This is a genomic window from Nitrospira sp. (genome assembly GCA_030692565.1).
In the GTDB taxonomy this organism is placed as follows: domain Bacteria; phylum Nitrospirota; class Nitrospiria; order Nitrospirales; family Nitrospiraceae; genus Nitrospira_D.
The window spans coordinates 39,417-54,851 of record JAUYAO010000008.1; the positions used below are offsets into that span (position 1 = coordinate 39,417).

At 56.8% G+C, this 15,435-nt stretch carries 16 protein-coding genes; 14 read left to right on the forward strand and 2 right to left on the reverse strand.

Annotation, left to right across the window (positions count from 1 at the left end):
* Positions 1-10: 10 nt before the first annotated feature.
* The 6 genes from kdsA (at position 11) to Q8N04_02495 (ending at position 4,356) form a co-directional block, all read left to right on the forward strand.
* Positions 11-838, forward strand: a complete 828-nt coding sequence (gene kdsA, locus Q8N04_02470) for a 3-deoxy-8-phosphooctulonate synthase (GenBank protein MDP3089514.1) — start codon at positions 11-13, stop codon at positions 836-838.
* A 121-nt stretch (positions 839-959) separates the two neighbouring features.
* The gene (locus Q8N04_02475) at positions 960-1,994 is read left to right on the forward strand and encodes a KpsF/GutQ family sugar-phosphate isomerase (GenBank protein MDP3089515.1); all 1,035 of its coding nucleotides are present in this window, start codon (positions 960-962) and stop codon (positions 1,992-1,994) included.
* Between the two features lie 266 nt (positions 1,995-2,260).
* The gene (gene pgsA, locus Q8N04_02480) at positions 2,261-2,857 is read left to right on the forward strand and encodes a CDP-diacylglycerol--glycerol-3-phosphate 3-phosphatidyltransferase (GenBank protein MDP3089516.1); all 597 of its coding nucleotides are present in this window, start codon (positions 2,261-2,263) and stop codon (positions 2,855-2,857) included.
* A gap of 191 nt (positions 2,858-3,048) precedes the next feature.
* The gene (plsY, locus tag Q8N04_02485) at positions 3,049-3,657 is read left to right on the forward strand and encodes a glycerol-3-phosphate 1-O-acyltransferase PlsY (protein MDP3089517.1); all 609 of its coding nucleotides are present in this window, start codon (positions 3,049-3,051) and stop codon (positions 3,655-3,657) included.
* Between the two features lie 73 nt (positions 3,658-3,730).
* On the forward strand, positions 3,731-3,949 hold the full coding sequence (locus Q8N04_02490; protein ID MDP3089518.1) for a ribbon-helix-helix protein, CopG family: 219 nt from the start codon (positions 3,731-3,733) through the stop codon (positions 3,947-3,949).
* Positions 3,946-4,356: a putative toxin-antitoxin system toxin component, PIN family gene (locus Q8N04_02495; protein ID MDP3089519.1), complete on the forward strand. Its 411-nt coding sequence runs from the start codon at positions 3,946-3,948 to the stop codon at positions 4,354-4,356. The genes Q8N04_02490 and Q8N04_02495 overlap by 4 nt, the downstream gene beginning before the upstream one ends.
* Before the next feature lie 261 nt (positions 4,357-4,617).
* Here the strand turns inward: Q8N04_02495 and Q8N04_02500 are convergent, their stop codons facing one another.
* Both Q8N04_02500 and Q8N04_02505 read right to left on the reverse strand, forming a co-directional pair.
* Positions 4,618-5,838: an alpha/beta hydrolase gene (locus Q8N04_02500; GenBank protein ID MDP3089520.1), complete on the reverse strand. Its 1,221-nt coding sequence runs from the start codon at positions 5,836-5,838 to the stop codon at positions 4,618-4,620.
* A gap of 428 nt (positions 5,839-6,266) precedes the next feature.
* The gene (locus Q8N04_02505) at positions 6,267-6,500 is read right to left on the reverse strand and encodes a DUF433 domain-containing protein (protein ID MDP3089521.1); all 234 of its coding nucleotides are present in this window, start codon (positions 6,498-6,500) and stop codon (positions 6,267-6,269) included.
* A 148-nt stretch (positions 6,501-6,648) separates the two neighbouring features.
* Between Q8N04_02505 and Q8N04_02510 the strand changes: the two genes are divergently transcribed.
* From Q8N04_02510 to amrB, 8 genes are all read left to right on the forward strand, one after another.
* Positions 6,649-7,020, forward strand: a complete 372-nt coding sequence (locus Q8N04_02510) for a hypothetical protein (GenBank protein ID MDP3089522.1) — start codon at positions 6,649-6,651, stop codon at positions 7,018-7,020.
* Positions 7,017-8,852 (forward strand): glutamate mutase L, encoded by a 1,836-nt coding sequence (locus tag Q8N04_02515; GenBank protein MDP3089523.1) that lies wholly within the window; start codon positions 7,017-7,019, stop codon positions 8,850-8,852. Before Q8N04_02510 ends, Q8N04_02515 begins: the two co-directional genes overlap by 4 nt.
* Before the next feature lie 150 nt (positions 8,853-9,002).
* Positions 9,003-10,130 (forward strand): hypothetical protein, encoded by a 1,128-nt coding sequence (locus Q8N04_02520; protein MDP3089524.1) that lies wholly within the window; start codon positions 9,003-9,005, stop codon positions 10,128-10,130.
* Positions 10,131-10,165: 35 nt separating this feature from the next.
* The gene (locus Q8N04_02525; protein MDP3089525.1) at positions 10,166-11,416 is read left to right on the forward strand and encodes a hypothetical protein; all 1,251 of its coding nucleotides are present in this window, start codon (positions 10,166-10,168) and stop codon (positions 11,414-11,416) included.
* Positions 11,413-12,063 carry a hypothetical protein gene (locus Q8N04_02530; GenBank protein MDP3089526.1) on the forward strand — a complete coding sequence of 217 codons (651 nt, stop codon included), beginning with the start codon at positions 11,413-11,415 and terminating at the stop codon, positions 12,061-12,063. The genes Q8N04_02525 and Q8N04_02530 overlap by 4 nt, the downstream gene beginning before the upstream one ends.
* A gap of 96 nt (positions 12,064-12,159) precedes the next feature.
* Positions 12,160-13,002: a hypothetical protein gene (locus Q8N04_02535; GenBank protein MDP3089527.1), complete on the forward strand. Its 843-nt coding sequence runs from the start codon at positions 12,160-12,162 to the stop codon at positions 13,000-13,002.
* A 265-nt stretch (positions 13,003-13,267) separates the two neighbouring features.
* Positions 13,268-14,017 carry a hypothetical protein gene (locus Q8N04_02540; GenBank protein ID MDP3089528.1) on the forward strand — a complete coding sequence of 250 codons (750 nt, stop codon included), beginning with the start codon at positions 13,268-13,270 and terminating at the stop codon, positions 14,015-14,017.
* A 168-nt stretch (positions 14,018-14,185) separates the two neighbouring features.
* Positions 14,186-15,427 (forward strand): AmmeMemoRadiSam system protein B, encoded by a 1,242-nt coding sequence (gene amrB, locus Q8N04_02545; protein MDP3089529.1) that lies wholly within the window; start codon positions 14,186-14,188, stop codon positions 15,425-15,427.
* Positions 15,428-15,435: the final 8 nt, after the last annotated feature.

A 15,435-nucleotide genomic window follows, 5' to 3' on the forward strand; every position in this document is an offset into this window, starting at 1 on the left:
GAAGGACACTATGGCGCACGAAGTCCAGATCGGTTCGTTCAAAGTCGGCGCGGGGAATCGTCCATTCCTCATAGCCGGCCCCTGTGTCATCGAGAGTGAACAGCTCGTGCTGGATACGGCCGGGAAGATTGCCGAGATCGCCAAGGCGCTGGGTATTCCCTATGTCTTCAAGTCATCGTTCGACAAGGCCAACCGGACTTCGATCAAGTCGTACCGTGGCCCTGGCATCGTGAATGGCTTGGCGGTGTTGAAGAAGGTGAAGGAGCAACTAGGACTCCCAGTTCTGACCGACGTCCACACAGAAGAGCAGGCGACGGAAGCGGGCAAAGTGGTTGATGTCTTGCAGATCCCGGCGTTTCTCTGTCGTCAGACTGATCTGCTCATCGCCGCGGCGAAGACCGGCAAAGTCGTCAATGTGAAAAAAGGACAATTCCTCTCGCCGCCTGAAATGGCCAACGCCGTGAAGAAGGTGGAAGAGTGCGGGAGTCAGCGGATTGTGCTCACGGAACGTGGATCGTCGTTCGGCTACAACAACCTCGTCGTCGATATGCGCTCGTTTCCCATTATGCGAAGTTTTGGTTACCCGGTCGTCTTTGACGCAACGCATAGCGTGCAATTACCCGGCGGCGGAGGCACGAAGTCCAGCGGACAGCGGGAGTTCGTCGAGCCGCTGGCTTGTGCGGCAGCCGGCGCCGGTGTGGACGGGTTTTTCATGGAAGTGCACCCCAACCCGGACGAGGCCCTTTCTGATGGTCCCAACATGGTGCCGCTGCATCAACTGAAAGCTTTGCTCGAACGGGTCATGCGGATCTGTGAGGCAGCCAAGCCGCGAAGCTGACTTGGGAGGTGGACCGCTTTATCATGGAAGTTCATACCAATCTGGATCAAGCATTGTCCGACGGTCCGAACATGGTGCCGCTGCATCAATTGAAATCTTTGCTCGAACGGGTCATGCGGATATGCGACGCAGCAAAACCACGAAGCTAAAGCCAAAGCCGAAGCGTTCTCCCGCGCCCAAGGGAGTGAAGAGCCTGGGGAGTCTGGGTGACGGGAAGCGTGTGCTCGAGATCGAAGCGCGCGCGGTGTTGGCGCTCGTCGATCGGATGGACAGCAAGTTCGAAAAGGCTGTGGACTTGCTGGCTCAGTGCAAGGGGAAGGTCGTCGTCTCCGGTATGGGCAAGTCGGGGCTAATCGGTCAGAAGATCGCCGCGACGCTGGCCAGCACCGGTACCTCCTCATTCTTTCTTCATCCCGCAGAAGGCGTGCATGGCGATTTAGGTATGCTGGCCCGTCGCGATGCGTTGATCGCCATTTCCAACAGCGGCGAGACGGCGGAGTTGCTGCAGATCCTGCCCTATGTCGAGCGCATGGGCATTCCGGTTATTGGGCTCACGGGTCGTATGACATCGACTTTGGCGAAGCAAAGCGATGTCATACTGGACGTTTCGGTGTCGGAGGAGGCCTGTCCCATGGGGCTCGCGCCGACGGCCAGCACGACGGCAACCTTGGCGTTGGGGGATGCGCTGGCCGTGGCGCTGTTGCAGAAGCGCGGATTCAAAGAAGAAGACTTTGCGCAGTTTCATCCGGGCGGCACGCTCGGGCGACGGTTGTTGGTCCGGGTGAAGGATCTCATGCATGCGGGGGCCGATTTACCCAAGGTCGATGAGTCGGTGGCCGGCACGACGGCGATGTTGGAAATGACGGCGAAGAAGCTCGGGATGACGACGGTCGTGGATCAGGCGGGGAAACTGGCCGGGATCATCACCGATGGAGACTTGCGGCGGTTCATTCAGGGCGGCGGAGACTTCACGAAGGCGACGGCGAGCGTGCTCGCGTCGAGACAGCCACGGACCATCGGACCAGACGATCTGGCGGCCAAAGCGGTCGAAATGATGGAACGATTTTCCATTACGACGCTCGTGGTGAGCGAAGGCGATCGGAGTATCCGCGGTGTCATTCATTTGCATGATCTGTTGAAGAGCGGCATCGTTTAGTCAGGATGCTGAAAAAGTCGCCCAGCGGCGTTCTCCCCTCGAACGCATCCTCAACGTAGCCGAGAGGCTACGCCTCCGGTGCCTTCTCGGCTGCGGCCTTGCTCGCGGAACGGCGCGTCTCGGCGCGCCGGGGTTGGGTGGGTGAGAACAGCGAGCTTTTTGAGCATCCTGCAAATTAATATCTTGTTGTTCCAGGCGCGGAGTGATATCAAATTCGAGGGGACCTAGTCGGTTCTTTGTAGTTTGAAAGAGGATCGCAATTAGCTATGAATCGTGTCTTAGCAGCATGGCGGGAAATCGGACAGGATTCGTTGAATCTGCCCAACCTGCTCACGCTTACCCGCATTCTCTTGATTCCAGTGTTCGTCGTGTTGTTTGTCACGCCGGATCCGGATCGCTCGCTCATGGCCGCCATCGTGTTTGTCGTGGCCGCCGTGACGGATATGCTGGATGGCTATCTGGCGAGACGGTCGGGTCAGGTCACCAAGCTTGGGAAGTTGCTCGATCCCATCGCCGACAAACTGTTGGTGTTGTCCGCGCTGATTCTGCTCGTGAACGTGGACCGGGTCAGCGCTCTAGTGGCTATTTTGATCATTGCCCGGGAGCTGGGAGTGACCGGTATACGAGCGATTGCCGCCAGTGAAGGATTCATCATTGCCGCGGAGACGACGGGCAAGTACAAGATGGCCTTGCAGGTTGTAGCCATCGTCATGCTGATTCTCGAAGGAACCAGCCTGGCCGCGCTGGGGAATTTGCACCTGGCCGGCATCGTGACGCTCTATCTGTCGCTGGTGCTGGGCTATATATCCGGCGGTCAGTATGTGTGGAGCTTTTGGAAGCAGGTGGTGGAAAAAGGTCTGTAGGCCCACGGCAGGATGCTGAAAAAGTCCTCCAGCGGCGTTCTCGCCTCGAACGCGTCCTCAACGTAGCCCAGAGGCTACGCCTCCGGTGCCTTCTCGGCTGCGGCCTTGCTGGACGAGCTTTTTGAGCATCCTGCTGAACTCGAAGGCGTTCACTCGTTACGCCCCATTCTCCTTGTTTCTATTTCTGAACTATGAATCAAGAAATTCTCTGGGTTCTCATGGCAATGGCCGGCTATCTGCTGGGGGCTATTCCATTTGGCATCGTCGTGTCCAAAGCGATGGGGTTGCCCGATCCGAGAACGGTCGGCAGCAAGAACGTCGGCTTCACCAACGTCTTGCGGGTTTCCGGCAAGAAGGCCGGCATCCTCACGTTGATCGGAGACATGGGCAAAGGATGGGTGATGGGATTTGCGGCAACGCAGATGCTTCAGCAGGAGTGGATGATTCTCATCGTCGCGCTGGCCCCGTTTCTCGGTCACCTCTTCTCGCCGTTTCTCGGATTCAAAGGGGGCAAAGGCGTGGCGACTGCGCTCGGCTCCGTCCTGGGCGTGGAGCCGGCCATCGGATTTCTGCTTTTATTGGCCTGGCTCGGCGCGGTCGCCCTGTGGCGCTATTCATCCGGCGGCGCGCTCACCGCGTTCGGTCTTTTCCCGCTGATTGCTTCGTTGGCCAGGCCTACCGTTGAATTCGTACTCTTCTCCGTGATCGTCAGCGGCCTCATCGTGCTGAAGCACAAGGGGAATATTGAGCGCCTCTGGAATGGGGCAGAGAGTAAGATCGGACAGAAGAAGGCAAGGTAGAGCCAGTCTTGGTGGGCCGCGCCGAACGCGCGCCGGCTTGCACCGGCGGAACTTTTATACTACATTGTCATACATGAAGAGTGCGGTCACCATTCGCCTGGATCAAGACCTTGAGCGCATGCTTGACAAGTTTTGCCGCCGATCCAAGCGGAAGCGCAGTGATGTGGTGCGCGATGCTCTCCGCAGGCAGCTCTCCCTCATGACCTTCGAGCAACTTCGCCACAAAGCGATGCCCTTCGCCGAAGCACGCGGGTTTCTCACGGATGAGGACGTCTTCAAAGCGGTATCGTGAAGGTCTTTCTCGACACCAATGTCTTGGTGAGCGGTTTCGCCACACGCGGTCTCTGTGCGGATGTTATCCGACTTGTCCTCGCCGAACATGAGTTCATCACGGGCGAAGTCGTGCTCAAGGAGCTTGAACGAGTCCTCAAACAGAAAATAGCGCTTCCGACTGAACAGATCCAAGAAATTCTGGCCTTCCTCGAAACTCAAACCATCCAGCCCCAGCCTAAAGTACCGCCTTCGATTTCCGTTCGTGATGAAGAGGATGAGTGGGTGCTAGCCTCAGCGGTGGCGGCTCAAGCCGACGTTTTGGTGACCGGGGACAAAGATCTGTTGGATATTGCGGCACAGGTACGGGATCTGGTGATTACCGATCCTCGCGGGTTCTGGACCCTTGCAAAGAAACGGTCAAAATAGTAGGGGCATCTCGCATGTGAGAAGCAGAGGAATTGAATTCTAATGTCTTTTTTCGACCTTCTCCGCCGTCGTCAGCAGCCAAGCACAAGGGGAACATTGAACGTTTGTGGAGCGGCACAGAGAGTCGGATCGGGCAGCGCGGTTGATTCTTGATTCTGATACGAGGCTCGGCCTTTTCAGGACTACCGCCTGGTGAAGGCGTCGGAATGCCGTGATCTCCTGCACATTGAGAGGCATAGTTAACACCTATACGTTCCTGGGTTATTGCAGGCCTTCGAGGAATTGAGTCTGCTTCTCGGCCACAAATTCAAACCCTAAATTATCGAATGGTTCGGCGTACCATTTGCCCTGAGAAGTGGTTTTGTTGATGCGAACATACCCTTCACGCTCAAGACAATTTAACGTAAATTCGGCCTGGGCTATGCGTTCCTTCATGAAAGGACCTTCTCTAGGCGAACCACCAGATTTTTGCATGACCAATTGCAGATCTGGATTTTTATAACCTCTGATACTGAAAATCACTTGCATCCAATATCGGATAAACCTCTCAGGAGGTTCTCTTATTACTGGATTTGTTATGGGATACGTTTTGATCAAAAGATCAGAAAGGGCTTTTGGTTTTGAACCAAGATTTTGGAAGCTTAGAGAAGGAAGCTCTTTGAGCGCATTTCGTACAATGATGTGGGATAGATCTCTTTGGCTATTTGGCTTCACGGCATTTGAGTGATTCGTCGGGAGCGCTTCTGGATCCTTTGTGCACAGCAAAGTTGCACTACTTCGATCGACGGTAAGTGAGCCTTCCGATGTTTGCGTCTCAAACGCGCAGTAACTAACCACACGTTCCTGAAGGCCTCCGCTTAGCCAATCGCTTTGCTGTGATTTCAGATAAGAGTTCACATCCATTTTTCGCAAATCATCGACCTGTGAACAAGTAGACAGCAAACTGGCAGCATTTGCTTTCCAGGAGCCTCCCGTAGGGGTTGCAAAGAACATTACTAGCGGGACTTTATTTACCATTTCTCTGTTTCGGAGAAGGAATTGTCGCGTAACTAAGCCTCCCATGCTGTGAGCCAAGAAGACGACTTGGTCATGTTCGGAAAATATTCCATCGTTCTTTAGATGAGTGCGCATATGGTTCGCAAGATCTGTTATGGGCAGGCACTGGCCAAATGCGCTAGTTGGATATTGATATGCATATATATCGAAGTCGTTAAAGGCAGGGTCGTCTTTCATTATGTCTGGCCAATAAGTATCGCTTTGATTAGTCCAGCTCGAATAACCATCACCTGTAATTCCGTGTACGAGAATCAAAGCACGTGGGACTTTATCTTTTCGCCTTACGACATATCCTGGCAATGTTGGTCTGGAAGTTTCAGCCGATTCTATAGAAAGCGTAGGGGCAGAGAGAGGCGAGCTTGTGGCACAGGCTGTAATAAGTTGATACGCTACTAGCAGCAAAATGACTGACCGAATGATAGTCATAGTAACGTCCTGAAATATAAGTGCCTCTCTTGTTTCATGAATCTATTAGAACCATAGTTTCCTAATCGGCCGGTTCTCCTCCATGAATTCTCACCGCTACTTCATCGACGATCCATAGTCGGCCTTCGACAGATTCTTGGGACAGAATAGAAATCAGATTCTGTAGAATTCGCAAAACGTGGGCGCGGCTTTGACTGCTGAGGCGTAAGACAATGAGACCTGGTATTGATCTGGCGGGTAAGTTCGGATATCCGCAAAGTCGAGGTCGAGGGTCATGAAGGCCCGGTTCTCTTTCTGGCAGATAGCGGCGATAGAGACGTCAGGCTGTCCTTGAAGCCCCTGGTCCCAAACCGTAAGCGCGTCATGTCCGTGATTTCGGAGGAGGGCAGAAGCCTCAGGCGGGAGATTTTCGTCAATCTTGAAGCGCACTAGGCTGCACCGGTCTCCAGAGAGACGATCCGTTCACGCGCCAACACGGCGGCATATTGCAATGCAGCCTGAACATCTTCTTTGGCGAGACGGTATGTCGTTGCGATGTGTTCTTGGGTTTCTCCGGCGGCGATATTGTCCAAGACGACGGATACCATCACTCTGGTCCCTTTGATGCAGGGCTTTCCATGACAGATGGTAGGGTCTACGGTAATGTGATTGCGCCAGGCCATGTGTAGCCTCCAGCTTTGTAGAATGTCATGCTCGCATAACAGCAACAGCCTTGCAAGAAGTGATGTTCGCTGCCATTCAATTGACTCTCCTCCGACCCATTCCTATAATGCCTTTCCATAACTGTTTTGACTGCCTTTCCACACACTTATGGCGTCCTTCACCAAGGTTTCTCTGACGGAAAAGTGGAAACAGGTCCGTGCGGGACTGTCCCATGCGTTTTCCACTCGATCTGAAGCCGAGTTTTTTACGATTGAAGATCTGGAGTTGCTTCAGCGGGTGGCCGATGCGGTGGTGAAGCGTGGCATGGCTGCTCCGGCTGTCGTGTTTCTGGAATCGCTCGGGCCGATGAGTTTTCTTGGCAGCCAGGCGCTGCATTTCTTTGCACCCATTATCGAGCTCGCGTTCAGCGCCCATGAAGTGTCGCAAGTCGCAGCGCTTCTTGAGCGCCGGGATACGACCGTTCGCCTGATTGCGTTGATCGAGGCGGCTTCAGCTCCTCAGGGAGCGCCGGCCCGATGAGCGCATCTACGCACGTTTCCGAGAAGCCGGCCATCGACCGTCTGCTGAATGTCATTGTTGCCACGGACTGCGGCAGCACCACTACCAAAGCCATTCTCATTGAAAAAGTCGGCGATGAATACCGCCAGACGTTTCGCGGCGAAGCGCCGACGACTGTGGAGGCGCCGTTCGAAGACGTGACGCGCGGGGTGCTCAACGCGATTGCTGAAATTGAAGAGCTGTCTGGCCGGAAGATTCTGGACGGCGAGACGATCATCACGCCGTGTCGTGATGCCAAGACCGGCGTCGACATCTACATTTCCACGAGCAGCGCCGGCGGCGGTTTGCAGATGATGGTGACGGGTGTTGTGCAGAACATGACGGGCGAGAGTGCGCAGCGAGCGGCGCTCGGCGCCGGCGCGATTGTGATCGACGTATTGGCCTCGAATGATGGCCGGCTGCCCCACGAAAAGATCGAACGGATCCGGACGATGCGGCCCGACATGATTCTGATGTCCGGCGGAACGGATGGCGGGGCGGTTACGCATGTCGTCGAAATGGCGGAATACATTGCGGCGGCGGAGCCGCGTCCGCGGTTCGGCGCAACGTACAAGTTGCCGTTGATCTACGCCGGCAACAGAGAAGCCCAGCCGCAGGTGCGGAAGATATTAGGCGAGAAGGCGGCTCTTGAAGTGACGGATAACATCCGCCCGGTGTTGGAAAAGGAAAATCTTGCGCCGGCTCGCAATAAGATCCACGATCTGTTTCTTGAACATGTGATGCAGCAGGCGCCGGGATATAAAAAGCTCATCGAGATGACCGGGGCGCCGATCATGCCGACACCGGCGGCGGTCGGTCTTATCATGGAAGCCATCGCCAAACGGGAGCATCTGAATCTGATCGGCGTGGATATCGGGGGCGCGACGACCGACGTGTTCTCAGTATTTGAAAGCGTCTTCAATCGGACGGTCAGCGCCAATCTCGGGATGTCTTATAGCATTTCCAATGTGCTGGCGGAGGCAGGGCTGGCGAACATCATGCGCTGGGTGCCGTTCAACATCGATGAACAGACGCTTCGTAATCGCATTAAGAATAAGATGGTCCGGCCCACGACGATTCCGCAGACGCTCGACGAATTGCAGATTGAACAGGCCATTGCCCGTGAAGCGCTGCGGTTGGCATTGATCCACCATAAGTCGCTCGCGACCGGTCTCAAGGGCATTCAGCAGGAGCGCACGATCTCCGACGTGTTCGAGCAGCAGACATCCGGCAAGAGTCTCGTGGACATGCTCAAGCTGGATCTGATCGTCGGGAGCGGCGGGATTTTGTCGCATGCCCCGCGCCGCATCCAGTCGATGCTGATGATGGTCGATGCCTATGAGCCGCTCGGGTTTACGATGCTCTCAGTGGACAGCATCTTCATGATGCCGCATCTGGGCGTGCTCTCGACGATCAATGAGAAGGCGGCGACAGATGTCTTTGTGCGCGATTGCATGGTCTATCTCGGCACCTGTGTCGCGCCGATCGGGCAGCTGAAAGACGGCGAACGGTTAGCGGACTACGAGATCATGTTTTCAGACGGGCGCGTCGTGAAGGATCAGTTGAAGATGGGTGAGTTGCGACTCTTCCCGCTCGGGCCGAATCAGAAGGCCAAGCTGACGATGCAACCGGCGAAGACGGTCAACCTTGGCCAGGGCGCCGGCGTGCCGGTCAGCCGCGAGGTGCAGGGCGGTGTCGTCGGCCTCTTGCTGGATGGCCGTGGCCGGCCGCTGCAGCTACCGGCCGATGAACCGGCTCGCGTTGCGGCGCTGACGAAATGGTTCAACGCTGTGGATCTGTATCCGAGGGCCTAGGGGTGATACCGTTGTTCTGCTTGCTCAGGTTGCTCAAAATGGCCTCCGGCGAGGCCGCAAGGAGCGAGCATCCCGAGGCGTACCGGTTCTGTACGTCGAGGGAGCAGAGCGACTGAGAACGAAGCTGGAAGGCTTTTTCAGCAACCTGTTATGGCGCATTCATATACACCAGGGCTGACAGTGACCGAACAGACCGTCGTGCGGCGGCGGCGGCAGTTGCCGTTGCCCGGCACCGTGCTGGTCGCGGTCGGTGATCTCGTGCAATCCAGTCAGCCGGTGGCCAGAGCCGAGTTGCCGGGCAAGGTCTATCCATTGAATCTGGCGAATCAACTGGGTGTCGCGCCGGACGAGATCAAAGAATATTTGATCAAAAAAGAGGGCGAACCGGTTCAGAAGGATGAAATTCTGGCCGAGAACAAGCCGCTGATCAAATGGTTCAAGACGGAGATCAAGTCTCCGATCACCGGCACGGTGGAATCGCTCTCGACCATCACCGGCCAGGTGCTATTGCGTGAGCCGCCGCGCGTGCTGGAGTTGCTGGCGTATGTGGATGGGACGGTCGTGGAGGTGCATCCGCGTCAGGGTGTGACGGTCGAGGCGCGCTGCAGTCTGGTTCAGGGGATCTTTGGCATCGGCGGCGAGACCTCCGGTGTTTTGGCAATCGCCGTCGCGAAGCCGGACGAACCCCTGACCCCGGCTCATATCAACGCCGATATGAAGGGGAAGATTGTCGTCGGCGGGTCGTTTCTCTCCGCTGAGACGATGGCCAAGGCGAAAGAAGTCGGCGTTGCCGGGTTAGTCGTCGGCGGGATTCATGATAAGGATCTCCGGGCCTTGTTGGGATACGATTTGGGAGTGGCTATTACCGGAACCGAGCAAGTGGGGTTTACGCTGATCCTTACAGAGGGGTTCGGGACGATCCCCATGGCGCAGAAGACCTTTACGCTGCTCTCCGCCCATGCCGGGGAAAAGGCGGCGATTTCCGGGGCCACGCAGATTCGCGCCGGGGTCATCCGGCCCGAGATCATCATCGCGAAGCCTGCCGGTGTGGCACAGACCGGAGCGACGGCAGCGCCGCAGCGCGAGGGCATCCGGATCGGCGATCCGGTGCGCATCATTCGCGACCCGCTGTTCGGCAAGATTGGAGAGGTCTCGGCGTTGCCCACCGATCTGCAGAAAATCCCCACAGAAAGTGACGCGCGCGTGTTGGAAGTGCGATTCCCGGACGGGCAGGTTGCCGTCATACCGCGAACCAATATCGAAGTCATCGAAGGCTGAAGCCCGTGAAATGTGAAACGTCAAACGTAAAACGTGTGAAGACTTGGTCGGCAAGCTTGGTCGTCATCGCCTGTGCCGTGGCGTTTAGTTGGTGCTCGGCTGCGGTTTACGCGGAAGATCAGCTGGCAGCTCCGGCTAATCTACAGGTGTTCGATACGCCGAATGATGGAGGCGAAAGTCTCACAATACAGTGGGCGCCGAGTCCTTTGGATGGCCCTGAGGCCCGCTATCAGGTGTTGCTCGGCGATGCCGGGGCCTCGGATGCGGCTTCACTGAAAGTCATCGCCGAGTTCCCGGCCCAGACTCGCTTGGTGAAAGACCTCAAGGGACCTTGGTGGACGAGAACGGCAGAGCGGAATTGGCATCAGTTCGTGATCCGGAACGCAAAGGGTGTCGAGCTGAAAGATGGGACTGCGTGTACGGTGACCGTGGCGATGCTCAAAGGCGAGGACCGAACGGTCGGTCCTTTGCTTCATGCGACCCCGGCTCCCAACTGGTTCAACTGGAACTCGGTGAACAACCTGGTCTTGACGCTCCTCTTCGGGGGCGTCGTGTTTTACTCCATTGCGCAAGCGAAGCGCCGCGAGATCTTTCTACGGCGGATTCCCGGTCTCGATGCGGTGGACGAAGCGATCGGCCGGGCGACCGAGTTGGGGAAGCCGATTCTCTATCTGACCGGTGCACACGATATGCACGATCCCTCGACGATTGCCGCGGCGGTGATTCTCGGACGGGTGGCGAAAAAGACGGCGGCCTATGAAACGGAGCTGCTTGTGCCGCACCGCGATCCCATTACCATGGCGGTCTGCCAGGAAATCACCAAACAAGCGTATTTGGAAGCGGGGAAGCCGGATCTGTTCAAGGAGGATTCGAATTTTTTCATTACGAGCGATCAGTTCAGCTATACCGCCGCGGTCGACGGTATCATGCTGCGCAAAAAGCCGGCGGCGAATTTCTTCATGGGGTCGTATTTTGCCGAGGCGCTGTTGCTCACGGAAACCGGTGCCAGTACCGGGGCCATTCAGATTGCGGGAACCGACTCGGATCACCAGTTGCCGTTCTTTGTGACCACCTGTGACTACACGCTGATCGGGGAGGAGCTGTATGCGGCGAGCGCCTATTTGTCGCGCGAGCCGGTTCAGCTGGGGACCCTGCGCGGGCAGGATATCGGGAAGGCCATTATCCTCTCGGTGATCGGAATCGGAGTGCTGTTGGCGACACTGGGCGTTGTGACGCAGGCCACCTGGCCACAGGACGTGCTCGACTTCTTCAAGGATGTGAAATGATCTTTCTTCGCCGGCAGATGCCGCTGCTGATTACGATGATTACCGGGCTGATCTTTGCGGCTCAGTATTATGTGCCGCATCCCGCCTCCGAGCAGTTGCTCACCTCCGCCACGAAGTGGCTCCAGATTATCGGCGGTTTTGCCCTCGTGCTGGGCGTGACCAGTCTGTTCCATGTGCATGCGGCCAAGATTCGCCGGAAAGAGGCGGGTTGGGGCTACAGCGTAGTCCTCTATGCCGGCATGTTGGGCACGATAGCCGTCGGTCTGTGGGCCAACGGCAAAGAGAGTGTCGAGGGTGTCTCAACGGCATTCGGCTGGGTGTACAACTTTATGATGGTCCCGTTGCAAGGGACCATGTTTGCCATCCTGGCGTTCTTCATCGCCTCGGCGGCCTATCGCTCGTTCCGCGCCAGAAGCCGGGAAGCCGCCGTGCTGCTGATCGCGGCCGTGATCGTCATGATGGGCCGCGTTCCGCTGGGTGAATATCTGGTGCCGATCAGCGGGGATATCTCCCAGTGGATTCTGAATGTGCTGAACGCCTCCGTACGCCGTGCCATTTTGATCGGCGTCAGCCTGGGGGCCGTGGCGCTGTCGTTTAAAATCATCTTCGGCATAGAGCGATCGTATCTGGGCGGGGGGAAAGAGTGACAGGTGACGCGTGACATGTGACGAGCGCAGAAACAGGCCGGTCCAAGTAAATCTTCTACGCGTCACGCGTCACGCGTTACGTGTCACGGTGGTGCCATGACCTTCGCGGAACGCATGCTCAATATCGACCGGCGGATCATCTTTGTGGTGATCGGGCTGTGCACCCTCTTGCCGCTGCTCTATCCGGTCGGCCTGCCCATCAAGATTTCGCAGGAAGTGCGGGGGGTCTACGATCACATCGAAAGCCTGCCCGAACGTTCGGTACTGCTCCTCTCCCTCGATTTCGATCCCGCCTCAAAGCCGGAACTCTATCCGCAGGCCGTGGCCATTCTCCGCCATGCGTTCAAGAAGAATCTCCGGGTGATTGCAATGACCCTGTGGGTCTCCGGTACGGGCATGGCCGACGAGCTGTTGACCAAGGTGGCGACCGAATCGGGTAAACAGCGCGGCGCCGACTATGTCTTTCTTGGGTGGAGCCCGGGAGGGACGGCCGTCATCATCAACATGGGGCAGGATCTCTACAACGCATTTCCCAGCGATTATGGCGGTAAGCCAACCAAAGGACAGCCGGTGCTGGAGGGGGTCAACAGTCTGAAGGACGTCACGTATGCGATCAGTCTGGGGGCGGGGAATCCCGGCGTCGAGGCCTGGTATGTCTTCGGGAAGGACAAGTACAAATTCGAGTTGGGCGGCGGTTGCACGGGGGTGATTGCCCCGGGCTTGTACCCCTTGCTGCGCAGCGGCCAGATCAACGGGTTGATCGGCGGGCTGCGGGGCGCGGCGGAATACGAAAGTCTGATCGGACAAAAGGGCCGGGCTGTGGCGGGGATGGATGCGCAATCGGCCACTCACGTTGCGATTATCGTCCTGGTAGGGCTCTGTAACATCTTTTATTTCTCGCTAAGGCGGCAGTCGCGGCAGCAAGGCTCGCAGGTATAGAAGATGCGAGAAGTCTGTTGTTCCCCTCCTTCGTAAGGAGGGGCCAGGGGAGGTCGAGTCTGACGGCTGGCATATCGGGTGAGGCGGGATCTTACAACCCAGCGGCCCGAGATCTTCTACCCCTCCTTGCCTCCCCTTACAAAGGGGAGGAAGTGTGAAGGGAGCGCAGGCATGAGGACACTCCGAACGGCTGGGCGTTTGGTGTTCTCGATGGCCTGAAGTACCAACGGGATCGTTCCCGTCTTTGAGAGGATCGATCAAGGCAATGGATGCAACGATCATCGGGGCGTGGGTAGCAACAGGGTTAACTCTGTTTATCTTCTCCTTTTTGTATAAGGATAATCCGCTCTTTAAACTGGCGGAGAATCTCTATGTCGGGGTGTCCGTCGGCTACACGATCGTAAAGACCTACGACACGGTGATCCTGCATCTGATTTGGAAACCCATCGTCGAAAATCAGGAATGGACGCTGCTGATTCCCGTGACCATCGGCATGCTCATGCTCACGCGCTATGTGCCGAAAGCTGCCTGGCTATCGCGCTATGCGTTTGCCTTTATCGTCGGGGTGGGGACGGGGCTGGCGATTCCGCGCACCGTGTCATCGTTTATTCTGAAGCAGATCGAGGACACGGTCCGGCCGTTGCTGATGCTCGTGCCGGGGGATGGCGTGACCTTCTCCTGGAATCTGCTGAATCCGGCCAGCAGTATCAATGTCATCATCGTGCTGCTCGGCGTGAGTTCGGTGCTGTTTTACTTCTTCTTCTCAGTGGAGCACAGCGGGCCGGGAAAGGCGGTGGCCAGGACGGGCGTCCTGTTCCTGATGATCGCGTTCGGCGCGGCCTTCGGCTATACGGTCATGGCTCGCATGTCGCTGTTGATTGGCCGGTTGACGGACTTAATCGAGTATTCCGATCCCTCCTATGGGCGGCCGACGCTGTGGCTGGCACTCGTGACCGTCGGGACCCTGATCGTACTCAGCCGGCGGAGTCGAAGCGAGCCGCCGGAGGGGGGATAGGTCTGTCTGGTCTCTCTGGTCTATTCGGTCTGTTCTGTCTGTCTGGTCTATCAGGTCGAACGAGACCAACCAGATAGACGAGATAGACCGAACGGACTAGACCGACCAAACCCCCGGTTGCAGCTTCTTCTTTCCCTCCTTTACAATGACGCTCGACCAAGGAGCATTATGACTACCACGACTGCCAAAGACCCCAAGCACTATCCAGCCCTGCGGAATCTCCAGTTCTCCCCCATTAAGGAAGGAGAAGAGCAGTACATCGTGTTGTGGGATCCGACCGGCCTGAGCAAGGAACGGCTGGTGCTTCCGCTCAACTACTTTTTCATCATTCAGCATTTCGACGGCGAGCATTCTCTCCAGCAAGTGGGGGCCCTCTATCTGAAACGGTTCGGTGAATTCCTGATGCCGGATAAGGTTGAGCAGTTGGTAACCGACCTCGATCAGAAACTGTTTCTGGAAGGGGAACGGGCAGAAGAAGCCCGCAGAGAGCAGCGCGCTCAATATCGCGAAAGCCCGCTTCGCCAGGCGGCGTTTGCCGGCCGCGCCTACGAGGCGGACGGCGTGAAATTGAAGAAGCAGATCGACGGATTTTTTACGTCGAAAGAAGGCCCGGATTTTAAACCCTCAGAGAATGCCGGCAAACCCATCAAGGGGCTTGTCGCACCGACCTACGATCTGAAACAGGCCGGTCCGATCTACGCATGGGCGTACAAAGAGCTGCAAGAAGCCACGCAGCCGGATGTGTATGTCATCATCGGGACAGCCTACGCCGGTCTCGATAATCTCTTTGCCGTCACGGACAAGGATTTTGAAACACCGGTGGGTGTTGTAAAAGCCGATCAGCCCTTGTTGGCGAAGATCAAAGAACGGTTCCCGGTGGCGTTCGAAGAGGATCTCTGCCACCAAGCCGAGCATGCGATTGAATTCCAATTGCCGTTTCTCCAGCAGGTCGTCGGAGCCAAGAAGCCCTTTACCATCGTGCCGATCCTATGTTCATTTTCCGCGCTGAGTATGGCCGAAGCCCCGGTGCAACAATCGGTCGAAGTGTTTCTGGCCGGGCTGCGCGATATTCTCAAATCCTCCAACCGCAGCTATTGTGTCATGGCAGCGGCAGAGTTGGCGCATCTCGGGATGCGCTACGGGGATAAAGAGCCGCCGACCGACTTTTCGTTCCATCGATCGATGCAGCATGATTTGGAAATGTTGAAGCCGGTGGAAGAACGAAAGCCGGAAGAATTCACCAAGTACATCATCACGGAGAACGACAAGCGCCGCATCTCCGGGTTCGCGCCCATCTATGCTCTCTTGCGCCTCATCGAAGCCGAATCAGGCCAAGTCCTCCGCTACGACCGCGGCATCACCGATCAATACAACTCGACCGTCACCTACGCCAGCATGGCGTTCTTCTAGTCAGGCTG